Raw genomic sequence first — 10,685 nt, 5'->3', positions numbered from 1 at the left:
ATCCCGCCATGTTTGGCGATGTGCCGGTGCGTTGAGCCGACATCCCGCTGTAATGCCCGCGCAATCCCACTGACGCTGCCGCTCCGCTTTGCCCATCCAAGGCTTTCTCTGTCGACTCATCGATGCTCCCACACCCTTTCCCGATAATTAAACCAGAGGTGTTGCATCGACCGGTTGAATCCGCCGCTGCTTTCTTTGGCCACTTTATTTGCAGCAGCAAAGAAAGTAACTGCCGCGCCCCGCACAGGGGCAACGCCAATAAACCGACGCGAAAGCAAGTTTCACTCACACAAAGAACCCCCGCGCCGAGCGCGACAAAAGCAGCTTTCTGTTGGTCACTTTCTTTGCAGCAGCAAAGAAAGTAACTGCCGCGCCTCGCACAGGGGCAACGCCAATAAACCGACACAAACCCTCAAACCTTCGAAGCCTCAAAAAGCCCCCGCGCCAGACGATTGTGGCGCTCCACAACCACCCCGAGATCGAGCGTCGTCAGCCGGCCTTCTTTGACCACCACCTTGCCGTCGACCACACTGGTCGACACCTGCGCCGGAGCGCAGAACACCAGCGCCGCCACCGGATCGTGCAACGCCCCCGCGAACGCCGTCTGCGACAGATCGAACGACACGAAATCCGCCGCCATGCCCGGCGCGAGCGCGCCGATGTCATCGCGATTGAGCACCTTCGCGCCGCCGAGCGTCGCAATTTCGAGCGCTTCGCGCGCCGTCATCGCATCCGGGCCGAAGCCGACACGCTGCAACAGCAGCGCCTGCCGTACTTCCGCGACCATCTGCGCGCCATCGTTCGACGCCGAGCCGTCCACGCCGATGCCCACCGGCACGCCCGCGTCGCGCATCGCGCGGATCGGCGCGATGCCGGACGCCAGCCGCATATTCGAGCACGGGCAATGCGCGACGCCCGTGCCCGTGCGCGCGAACAGTTCGATGCCCGACTTGTCGAGTTGCACGCAGTGCGCATGCCACACGTCGTGGCCGACCCAGCCGAGGTCTTCGGCATATTCGGCGGGCGTCATGCCGAATTTCTCGCGGCTGTAGGCGACGTCGTTCACGTTTTCTGCCAGATGCGTGTGCAGCGACACGCCGTATTCGCGCGCGAGCAGCGCCGCATCGCGCATCAATTCGCGGCTCACCGAAAACGGCGAACACGGCGCAACGACCACGCGCAACATCGCGTAGCGGCCTTCGTCGTGATACGTCTCGATCAGGCGCTGCGAGTCCTTCAGAATCGCATCTTCCTTTTCCACGACCGAATCGGGCGGCAGGCCGCCGTCCTTCTGCCCGACGCTCATGCTGCCCCGCGCCGCATGAAAGCGCATGCCGATCTCGCGCGCCGCCGCGATGCTGTCGTCGAGCCGGCTGCCGTTCGGGTAGATATACAGATGGTCGCTCGACGTCGTGCAGCCGGAGAGCAACAGCTCGGCCATCGCCGTCTTGGTCGAGACGTTGATCATTTCGGGCGTGAGATGCGCCCAGATCTTGTAGAGATTCGTGAGCCAGCCGAAAAGCTCGGCGTTCTGCGCGGCGGGAATCGCGCGCGTCAGGCTCTGATACATGTGATGGTGCGTGTTGACGAGGCCCGGAATGACGAGATGGCCGCGCATGTCGAGCACTTCGTCGGCGGATGGCGGCAGTTCGCTCGTCGGGCCCGCCTGGACGATCCGGTTGTCTTCGATATACATGCCGCCGTCGCGAATCTCGCGGCGGTTCTCGTCCATCGTGACGAGCATGTGGGCGTTTTTGACCAAAAGACTGCGTGGCATCTGCGTTATCTCCAGAGACGGTTAGGGAAACCAGTGAAAAGCCCCGGTTACCCAGCGTCGGCCGCCGTCTTCGGGACGCCGCCAATATCGATCGATATCGCGCGCATCGCCACTGTCCCCAATCAAAAAATCGGACGCAATCAAGCAGCCGTCATACTCGTCTTCACAACGCCGATATATTGCCGAATTTTGGCGCGGGTAGCATCGGCGAAAGCGCCGTTGGAAGCGGCGGCGAGCCCCTTCCAGCAAGGCTTACGCATCGCTGTCATGCGTTGGGCATTATCTTTCCTATCGCGGGCGCACAGCGCATCCCAAATTCCTACAATGCTGTACACGGCGCGCATCTGAAACGCCGACGGGTATGTAGCCACTGACGTGGAGCCTCGATCCGCCGCAGACGCACTGACTTTTCAAGGTGCCGAATTTCGGATCGATGCGCAAAGCCGGATCTCGCACAACTCAAGGAAACTGCGAATGGGCAAGCTCACCACCCACGTCCTCGACACCGCGCACGGCCGCCCGGGCGCCAACCTCAAAGTCGAACTGTTCGCGCTCGACGGCGACGCCCGCCGCGCGATCAAGACCATCCACACCAACGACGACGGCCGCGCCGATGCGCCGCTGCTCGAAGGCGCCGACTTCGAAACCGGCGAATACGAACTGGTGTTCCACGCGGGCGATTACTTCGCCGCGATCGGCGTGAACGTGCCTGAGCCCCGCTTCGTCGATCGCGTCGTGTTGCGCTTCGGCATCGCGGATTCCGGCGCGCATTATCACGTGCCGCTGCTCGTGTCGCCGTGGGCGTACAGCACGTATCGCGGCAGCTAAAACCCGGCTTGAACCCCACAAGCACATAACGAATCGGTAGTGGAGGAGTACATGGAAGGCTTTGTCACCGACTGGCTCAATCTCGTATTGCGCTGTCTGCACGTCATCGTCGCGATCGCGTGGATCGGCGAATCGTTCTATTTCGTTGCGCTCGATAACAGTCTGAAACCGCCGACGGACCCGAACGCGCGCCGTCGCGGCGTGTTCGGCGATTTCTGGCACGTCCACGGCGGCGGCTTCTATCACATGCAGAAGTATTCCGTCGCGCCGCAGGACATGCCGGAGAACTTGCACTGGTCGTTCTGGCCGTCGTACACCACGTGGATGTCGGGCTTCGGCCTCTTCTTCGTGCTGTATCTGCTGTCGCCGAGCACGTATCTCATCGACAAGAGCGTGCTCGACATGGGCCCGGTCGTCGCCGTGTCCGCCGCGCTCGGCTTCCTGATGGCCGGCTGGATCGTCTACGACACGCTGTGCCGCGTGCTCGGCACCAACGACAAGCTGCTCGGCATCTGCGTCGGCATTTACGTGCTGATCGCGGCGTTCATCGCGTGCCATGTGTTCGCGGGCCGCGCCGCTTATCTCATCACCGGCGCAATGATCGCGACGATCATGTCGGCGAACGTGTTCTTCGTCATCATTCCGGGCCAGCGCAAGATGGTCGCCGCGATGCTGAAGGGCGAAACGCCGAACGCGATCTACGGCAAGCGCGGCAAGCAGCGCTCCGTGCACAACACGTATTTCACGCTGCCCGTGGTGTTCGCGATGTTGTCGAACCACTACGCGATGACCTACACGCACAAGTACAACTGGCTGATCCTCGTGCTGATCATGCTGGCGGGCGCGCTCATTCGCCAGTTCTTCGTGATGCGCCATCGCGGGCAGGTGCTGTGGTACATGCCGGTCGCGGGTCTGGTGCTGGTGCTCGGGGCGTTCGCATGGACGATGCCCGCGCCGACCGTGCCGGTCGCACAGGCCGCCGGCGCGCCGACCATCAAGGTCTCGGACATCCAGCCGATCATCCAGCAGCGTTGCGCGACGTGCCACTCCGCGCATCCGACGATGATGGGCAGCGCGCCCGCCGGCGTGTTGCTCGATACGCCCGGAGAGATCAAGCAGAACGCGCAGCGCGTGCATCAGCAAGCCGTGACGTTGAAGGCGATGCCGCTCGGCAATGTCACGCAGATGACGGATGCCGAGCGTCAGAAGGTGGCGGCGTGGTTCGCAGGCGGCGCCGTCGAATAAATTTGCCGTTCCGAGTGCGAAATGCCCCGCGTCGGTGTCGAGCGGGGCATTTTTCATTCAACGCGCGAAGTAGTCTTTCACCGCGCGAACGACCGTGTCGATATCCGCGCGCGACACATCGCGATGCGTGACGAAGCGCGATGCATAAAGCATCTGCATGAGAATGCCGCGCTCTTTCAGGAAGGCTTCGAGCGGCCCGCAATGCGCCTCGGGAATTCGCGCGAAGACCATGTTCGTCGCGTGCGACTGCACCTCGATTTCATCGATCCGGGCGAGACCGGCGGCGAGATGCGCGGCGTTGTCGTGATCCTGCGCGAGCCCTTCGACGTGATGATCGAGCGCATACAGACACGCCGCCGCGAGCAGGCCCGACTGACGCATGCCGCCGCCGAGCACCTTGCGCCAGCGGCTCGCGATATCGATCAATGCTTTCGATCCGACCAGCACCGAACCGACCGGCGCGCCGAGCCCTTTCGAGAAGCAGATCGACACGCTGTCGAACGGCGCGCACAACGCAGCGACCGGTTTATCCGACGCCACCGCCGCATTGAACACGCGCGCGCCGTCGAGATGCGCCGACAAGCCGCGATCGCGCGCGAGTTGCGTCGCCTTCGCGACGTAATCGGCCGGCAGCAGCTTTCCGCCGATGGTGTTTTCCAGCGCGAGCAAACGCGTGCGCGCGAAATGATTGTCGATGGGCTTGATCGCCGCCGCGATCTTGTCGAGCGGCAGGGAGCCGTCGGGCGCGTTTTCGATCGGCTGCGGCTGAATGCTGCCGAGCACCGCCGCGCCGCCGCCTTCGTATTTGTAGGTGTGCGCGCTCTGTCCGACGATGTACTCGTCGCCGCGCGCGCAATGCGCCATCAACGCGGCGAGATTGCTTTGCGTGCCGCTCGGGAAGAACAGGCCCGCTTCCTTGCCCGTGCGTTCGGCAAGCGCGGCCTGCAGCCGGATGACGGTGGGATCGTCGCCCCAGACATCGTCGCCGACTTCGGCGGCCGACATGGCGGCGAGCATGGACTGGCTGGGACGGGTGACGGTATCGCTGCGGAGATCGATCATCGTGGGGTCGGGGTCGTCGGAAATGAACTGCTTATCTTAACGCCCCAAAAGCAAAAGGACCGGCCTTACCGCACCGGTCCTTCCCTTGTCCGAAAGAAGCGCCTTAGCGCATCGCCTCTTCCGTCAGCCACAGCGATTCCTTCAGATCCAGCTCGTTGAGGTTGTGCCCTTCGCCGCCGCCGCGATCGACGACGATGTAATCGCTCACCTTCCCCAACGCCAGCAGCGGATGGTGCCACACGCCCTTCGCATAGTTCACGCCCTGCCAGCCGCTCGTGACGAACGCGCGGATTTTCGACTCGTCGAGATCGCCCGCCGGCGCGACGACGACGAGATACGGCCGGTCATCGAGCGGAATGAACGCCTGGCTGCCGAGCGGATGCCGTTCCATCATCTTGCATTCGAACGGCAGCGTGCGCGGTTGCCCGCGAAAGAGATTGACGATCGCCTGGCCGCCCTGATCCGTCACGTCTACGTTGCACAGATCGTGAAAGCGGATCGTGGTGCCGAGGTTGATCGGGATCTGCTTCGCGCCATCGAGTTCGATGACATCGCCGTAAGGCTTGAACGCAGCGCGCGTCAACGGAACGATCTCGAGTTTTTTCATGATGCGAGGGTTCCGAAGAGACGCAGACGCGACACGCCGCCGTCGGGATAGATATTGAAGCGCACGTGCGTCACCGGGCCGAGCGCGGCCACTTCCGACTCGAAGAAATGCTGCTTGTCCATCTGCAGCTTCTGTTCGCCGAGCAGCGCCGGCCAGAACATGGCCTGCGTCACAAGCGAACTGTCCGTGCCGCCCTTCACGTAGGCCGCCTGCAGCGAGCAGCGATCCGGGAAATTGCCCTTGAAGTGCGCGGTATCGACTTCGACCTTCCTGATGACGCCCGGCTGCGCCAGCGCGACGATACACCAGTCGTTGCCCGGCTCGCGACGGCGACGCGTTTCCCAGCCATCGCCCATGTTCACGCCGCGGCCCGGCATCAGGAGCGTCGATGCGAGACCGAAGTGCTGGTTGTTCGTGCCGACCATGTACGCGCCGTTTTCCATGGCGCCGAGATCGACGAGCTGGTTGCGGTCCGCGTTGCTCCAGTCGAGCTGCGGCTGGCCGTACACGCGCAGACGCGCGATCCCGCCGTCCGGATAGATGTTCACGCGCAGATGCGTGAACGGCTGTTCGGCCTTGACGTCGAGATAGTGGTGATTGTTGCCCTGAAGGGTTGTAGACGGAACGATTTCGGTCCACTGACCCGGCGCTTCTCCGTCGGCTGCATAGCCGCCTTCGATCGACGCCGCCGGCGGGAAGTTACCCGTGAAATGGCTCGTGTCCACGTCGATGCCCTTGATCACGCCCGGGCGCGCCAGCTTGACGATGCACCAGTCATAGCCCGTCGTGCGCTTGCGGCGCGTTTCCCAGCCGTCCATCCACTTGCCGTGGTCGTCGTACTTGCCGGGAATGAACACCGCCGGTTCCGGGTTCAGCATGCGTTCCTTCGGCGCGAAGAAATCGTCGCTCGCCTCGAGTGCCTGCGCGCCCAGACGCGGATCCGCGAGGTTCACATAGCGGCGCGTGAAGTCGGGCGCGTTGGGATCGAGTGTCGGAATTGCCATGTCTTCTTCCTTGCTTTTCGTTCAGTTGCGGTTGATGCGTAATTAGGCGGCCTGGATCAGGTCGTTCAGCCTGAAACCCGCGATCCGGTAAATCTGGTCGAGACTCGTGCGCAGTTCTTCGGCGCGGTCGTGATTCACGCGCTTTTCGAAGTTCGCGATGATGCCGTGACGGTCATACCCGCGCACCGCGAGAATGAACGGAAAACCGAATTTTTCGCGATATTGCGTGTTGAGCGCTTGCAGCCGGTCGAACTCTTCCTGCGTGCAGAGATCGAGGCCCGCGCCGCTCTGCTCGCGCGTCGATTCGGCCGTCAGCTCGCCGCGCACCGCCGCCTTGCCCGCGAGCTCCGGGTGCGCGTTGATGAGCGCGAGCTGCTTTTCGTCGCCCGCCGTTTCGACGATGCGCGACATCGCCGTGTGCAGCGAATCGATGTCCTTGAACGGACGCGCTTTCGCCGCCGCTTCCGGCACCCACGGCGAATGTTCGAAGATGCCCGCGAGCACGGTCACGAACGTGTCGGCGGGCATGGTGTTGAGTTGGTCGAGTGTGTATTGCATCGCCTTCATGCCGCCGTCCCGTTGTTGGATTTTCCGAAAGGATGTTGCTCGCGCCAGTGACGCGCGATGTCGACACGCCGCGTGACCCACACGCGGTCGTGCTTCTCGATGTGATCGAGGAATTTCTGCAGGCCGCGGAAGCGCCCGGGACGCCCGAGCAGACGGCAGTGCATGCCGATGGACAGCATCTTCGGCGCTTCGTCGCCTTCCTCGTACAGCACGTCGAACGCGTCTTTCAGATACGTGAAGAAGTGTTCGCCGGTGTTGAAACCTTGCGGCGTCGCGAAGCGCATGTCGTTCGTGTCGAGCGTGTACGGCACGATCAGATGCGGCTTCTTCTCGCCGCCCGTCACTTCCACTTCGGTCCAGAACGGCAGGTCGTCGCCGTAGTTGTCCGAGTCATAGAGAAATCCGCCGTATTCCGCGACCAGCCGATGCGTGTTGGGACTGTCGCGCCCGGTGTACCAGCCGAGCGGACGCACGCCCGTCACGCGCTCGATCGCTTCCATGCCGAGGCGCATGTGCTCCGCCTCGCGCTCCGGCGACATGTCCTGATAGTGGATCCAGCGATACCCGTGACACGCGATTTCATGCCCCAGCTCGACGAACGCCTTCGCCAGTTCCGGATGCCGCTCGATCGCCATGCCGACGCCGAAAATCGTCAGCGGCATGCCGCGCTTTTCGAATTCGCGCAGGATGCGCCACACGCCCGCGCGCGAGCCGTATTCGTAAATCGATTCCATGCTCATGTGCCGCGAGGGATACGCCGCCGCGCCCACGATTTCCGACAGAAACTGTTCCGAGCCCGGATCGCCGTGCAACACGCAATTCTCGCCGCCTTCTTCGTAATTGAGCACGAATTGCACGGCGACGCGCGCGCGTCCCGGCCAGTTCGCCTGCACCGGGTGGCGGCCGTAGCCGATCAGGTCGCGTGGATATTTCGGATCGAGTGACATGGCGGGCGGTAAGCTCAAGCGTTGAAAAAACGGGATTGTTGACGATTCAGTGTAGCTAAAAGACCCGGACACGCCCATACATCAGGGCAGATAATCCGGGTCACGTCGTCCGTATGTGTACGCCGGAAACGCCATCAGCGCGGACTGAAATCTGACAGCACGCCGTCATACCGTTTCGCGAGCGGGCGCGCGTAGTCGCCGCGTTTCGCGGTGTGGAGCTTCAGCGCGATCAGCGCCTCCGTCCATTTCACCGCCGCCGTCACGCCCTCCACCACCGGCGCGCCGATCGCGTCTTCCACCTCGCGGCAGAATTCCGCCATGCCCGCGCAGCCGAGAACGATCGCGTCCGAGCCGTCTTCGTCGAGCGCGCGGCGGCATTCGTCGATGATCGTCTGGCGCGCGGGCGAGCCCGGCACGTCCAGTTCGAGCACGGGCACGTCGGTCGCGCGGACGTTCTTGCAAAAGCGCGTCATGCCGTAGCGCTCCGCCAGATGCCACGCCATGCCGACCGTGCGCTGCAACGTCGTGACGACGGAAAAGCCCGGCGCGATCACGCTCGCCGCGTGCATCGCCGCTTCCGCGATGCCGATCACCGGACCGCGCGCCAGTTCACGCGCGGCGTAGAGGGCCGGATCGCCGAAACAGGCGATCACGTAGCCGTCGAAGCCCTGCTTTTCGCCCGCTTCGACTTCCGCCAGCAGCCCGAGCGACGCGATCGCTTCGTCGTAATAGCCTTCGATGGACGGCGGGCCCATCGTCGGGCTGACGGCGACGATTTCCGTGCCGGGCGCGGCGACTTCGCGGGCGCAGCGGCCCATCGAGTCGGTCATGCGCTGCGTCGTGTTCGGGTTGATCAGTTTGATGCGCATTGCGGTTCTCCATCCATCCTTCAAAAAGTTCTCTCAGGTTCTGTCTGTTTTTTAGACCGGGTGCTTGCGGTCGGCAAGGAAGTAATAGAACACCGCGCCCAGGCCCGCACCGATGAACCACGAGAAATTCGCGGCGCCTTCGAGCGACGGCACCATCACGCAGAGAATGGCGAGTGCCGCGGCGGGCAGGAGCGCCATCACCGCGCGGCGGTTCACGCCCTTCGTGTACCAGTATTTGCCTTGCTCGGACACCGAGTAGAGATCGTCCACGACGAGCTTGCCGCGCTTCACGAGATAGAAGTCGAGGATCAGCACGCCATACAGCGGTCCGATAAAGCTGCCGAGAATATCCAGCGTGTAGTGGATCACCGCCGGGTTGTTGAACAGGTTCCACGGCGTGATGAAGATCGACGCGGTCGCGGCCATCATGCCGCCCATGCGCCAGCTGATGAGCTTCGGCGCGACATTGGAGAAGTCGAACGCCGGCGACACGAAGTTCGCCACGATGTTGATGCCGATGGTCGCGATCGTGAAGGTCAGCGCGCCGAGAATTACGGCCGTCGGATGATCGATGCGGCCGACGGTCTCGACCGGATCCGTGATCAACTGGCCGAACACGGGCAGCGTCGCGGCAGTCGTGATGACGGTCACGAGCGAGAACGCCAGGAAGTTCACCGGCAGGCCCCAGAAGTTGCCGCGCTTCACGCTGCGATAGCTCTTGCAGTAGCGCGAGAAGTCGCCGAAGTTGAGCATCGGGCCGGAGAAGTACGAGACGACGAGCGAGATCGCGGTGATCATCACGGGAATCACTTCCATGCCGTGATACTTCACGCCACCGAGATTCAGGCCGATATTCTTGATGCCCGCGCGCCACACCATGTAGCCGGCGAGCATGAACATCACGACATAGACGGCGGGACCGGCGAAGTCGATGAACTTCTTGATCATCTCCATGCCGCGCCAGAACACGATGGCCTGCAACACCCAGAGCAGCATGAAGCCCGCCCAGCCGAGCGCCGAGAGTCCGACGAAGCCGTACTTGTGCACGTCGGCATAAGGCATCAGCGAGGGCACGAACTTCAGCACGACGATGACGAGCGCGCTCGAAGCGAGATACGTCTGAATCCCGTACCACGCGACCGCGATGAGCCCGCGAATCACGGCGGGAATGTTCGCGCCGAGCACGCCGAAGGTGGCGCGGCACGCGACGGGATACGGCACGCCGGCGACCTGGCTCGGCTTCGCGATCATGTTGCACAGCGCGTTCACGAGCCCGATGCCGATGAGCAAGGACACGAGCACCTGCCAGCTCGTCAGACCGAGCGCGAAGAGACTGCCCGCGAACACATAGCCGCCGACGCTATGCACGTCCGACATCCAGAAAGCGAAAATGTTATACGCGCCCCAAGTCTGGTTCTTGAGCGGGGCGAGGTCCTCGTTGTAAAGCCGGTCGCTGTAACCGGCGGGCAGATGCGGATCGTGCTCCGTTGTCTGCTCTTCGTATTGCGGCAGGGCTGAACTGCCGGGTGCACTGAACTGGGCCATGACGTCTCCTTCATTGGCTGCTTGCGTAATGAAAAAATGCAAATGCTGCTGTGACGAGCTTCGATCGGATGCCTTCACTGACATCGAATCAGCGCGGCATTCTTCAGATTTGCGTTTTCGCCTTGCGGCGACTTTCATTTCACGCTCACAAGAGCGTCCTGTCCGATGCAGCGCACGCCGCCGATTTTTTTGCGCGTGCAACTCTCCGCGCGCCCGGCGCGGGGCACGTCAATT

General features: G+C 62.9%; 10 protein-coding genes. 2 read left to right on the top strand and 8 right to left on the bottom strand.

What is annotated here, in order from left to right; translation table 11 throughout:
• Window positions 1-412: 412 nt before the first annotated feature.
• Window positions 413-1,777: an 8-oxoguanine deaminase gene (locus NOV72_RS19420; protein WP_106856198.1), complete on the bottom strand. Its 1,365-nt coding sequence runs from the start codon at window positions 1,775-1,777 to the stop codon at window positions 413-415.
• 474 nt (window positions 1,778-2,251) lie between these two features.
• On the opposite strand from NOV72_RS19420, the gene uraH reads away from it, so the two are divergent.
• Window positions 2,252-2,605 (top strand): hydroxyisourate hydrolase, encoded by a 354-nt coding sequence (gene uraH, locus NOV72_RS19410; protein ID WP_106856196.1) that lies wholly within the window; start codon window positions 2,252-2,254, stop codon window positions 2,603-2,605.
• Window positions 2,606-2,656: 51 nt separating this feature from the next.
• Window positions 2,657-3,850, top strand: coding sequence for a urate hydroxylase PuuD (locus NOV72_RS19405; protein ID WP_106856195.1), 1,194 nt, complete (start codon window positions 2,657-2,659; stop codon window positions 3,848-3,850).
• 57 nt (window positions 3,851-3,907) lie between these two features.
• On the opposite strand, the gene ltaE is transcribed toward NOV72_RS19405, so the two are convergent.
• From ltaE to NOV72_RS19370, 7 genes are all read right to left on the bottom strand, one after another.
• Window positions 3,908-4,912: a low-specificity L-threonine aldolase gene (gene ltaE, locus NOV72_RS19400; RefSeq protein ID WP_106856194.1), complete on the bottom strand. Its 1,005-nt coding sequence runs from the start codon at window positions 4,910-4,912 to the stop codon at window positions 3,908-3,910.
• A gap of 103 nt (window positions 4,913-5,015) precedes the next feature.
• Window positions 5,016-5,519, bottom strand: a complete 504-nt coding sequence (locus NOV72_RS19395) for an ureidoglycolate lyase (protein WP_106856193.1) — start codon at window positions 5,517-5,519, stop codon at window positions 5,016-5,018.
• Window positions 5,516-6,523, bottom strand: coding sequence for an allantoicase (gene alc, locus NOV72_RS19390; protein WP_106856192.1), 1,008 nt, complete (start codon window positions 6,521-6,523; stop codon window positions 5,516-5,518). The genes NOV72_RS19395 and alc overlap by 4 nt, the downstream gene beginning before the upstream one ends.
• Window positions 6,524-6,565: 42 nt before the next feature.
• Window positions 6,566-7,090 (bottom strand): 2-oxo-4-hydroxy-4-carboxy-5-ureidoimidazoline decarboxylase, encoded by a 525-nt coding sequence (gene uraD, locus NOV72_RS19385; protein WP_106856191.1) that lies wholly within the window; start codon window positions 7,088-7,090, stop codon window positions 6,566-6,568.
• Entirely contained in the window at window positions 7,087-8,037 is a 951-nt protein-coding gene (puuE, locus tag NOV72_RS19380; RefSeq protein ID WP_106856190.1) for an allantoinase PuuE, read from the bottom strand. The genes uraD and puuE overlap by 4 nt, the downstream gene beginning before the upstream one ends.
• 134 nt (window positions 8,038-8,171) lie before the next feature.
• Window positions 8,172-8,906, bottom strand: coding sequence for an aspartate/glutamate racemase family protein (locus NOV72_RS19375; RefSeq protein ID WP_106856189.1), 735 nt, complete (start codon window positions 8,904-8,906; stop codon window positions 8,172-8,174).
• 51 nt (window positions 8,907-8,957) lie between these two features.
• Entirely contained in the window at window positions 8,958-10,451 is a 1,494-nt protein-coding gene (locus NOV72_RS19370; RefSeq protein ID WP_106856188.1) for an NCS1 family nucleobase:cation symporter-1, read from the bottom strand.
• Window positions 10,452-10,685 lie beyond the last annotated feature (234 nt).

The sequence above is a fragment of the Caballeronia novacaledonica genome (assembly GCF_900258035.1).
Taxonomy (GTDB): domain Bacteria; phylum Pseudomonadota; class Gammaproteobacteria; order Burkholderiales; family Burkholderiaceae; genus Caballeronia; species Caballeronia novacaledonica.
The sequence above is the reverse complement of the archived record's forward strand: the minus strand, read 5'-3'. Positions and strand labels throughout refer to the sequence as shown.

What these genes read in the sequence shown, in the direction of transcription:
- NOV72_RS19420 (WP_106856198.1), bottom strand. Translation starts at nt 1,777, where the DNA reads ATGCCACGCAGTCTTTTGGTCAAAAACGCCCACATGCTCGTCACGATG.
- uraH (WP_106856196.1), top strand. Translation starts at nt 2,252, where the DNA reads ATGGGCAAGCTCACCACCCACGTCCTCGACACCGCGCACGGCCGCCCG.
- NOV72_RS19405 (WP_106856195.1), top strand. Translation starts at nt 2,657, where the DNA reads ATGGAAGGCTTTGTCACCGACTGGCTCAATCTCGTATTGCGCTGTCTG.
- ltaE (WP_106856194.1), bottom strand. Translation starts at nt 4,912, where the DNA reads ATGATCGATCTCCGCAGCGATACCGTCACCCGTCCCAGCCAGTCCATG.
- NOV72_RS19395 (WP_106856193.1), bottom strand. Translation starts at nt 5,519, where the DNA reads ATGAAAAAACTCGAGATCGTTCCGTTGACGCGCGCTGCGTTCAAGCCT.
- alc (WP_106856192.1), bottom strand. Translation starts at nt 6,523, where the DNA reads ATGGCAATTCCGACACTCGATCCCAACGCGCCCGACTTCACGCGCCGC.
- uraD (WP_106856191.1), bottom strand. Translation starts at nt 7,090, where the DNA reads ATGAAGGCGATGCAATACACACTCGACCAACTCAACACCATGCCCGCC.
- puuE (WP_106856190.1), bottom strand. Translation starts at nt 8,037, where the DNA reads ATGTCACTCGATCCGAAATATCCACGCGACCTGATCGGCTACGGCCGC.
- NOV72_RS19375 (WP_106856189.1), bottom strand. Translation starts at nt 8,906, where the DNA reads ATGCGCATCAAACTGATCAACCCGAACACGACGCAGCGCATGACCGAC.
- NOV72_RS19370 (WP_106856188.1), bottom strand. Translation starts at nt 10,451, where the DNA reads ATGGCCCAGTTCAGTGCACCCGGCAGTTCAGCCCTGCCGCAATACGAA.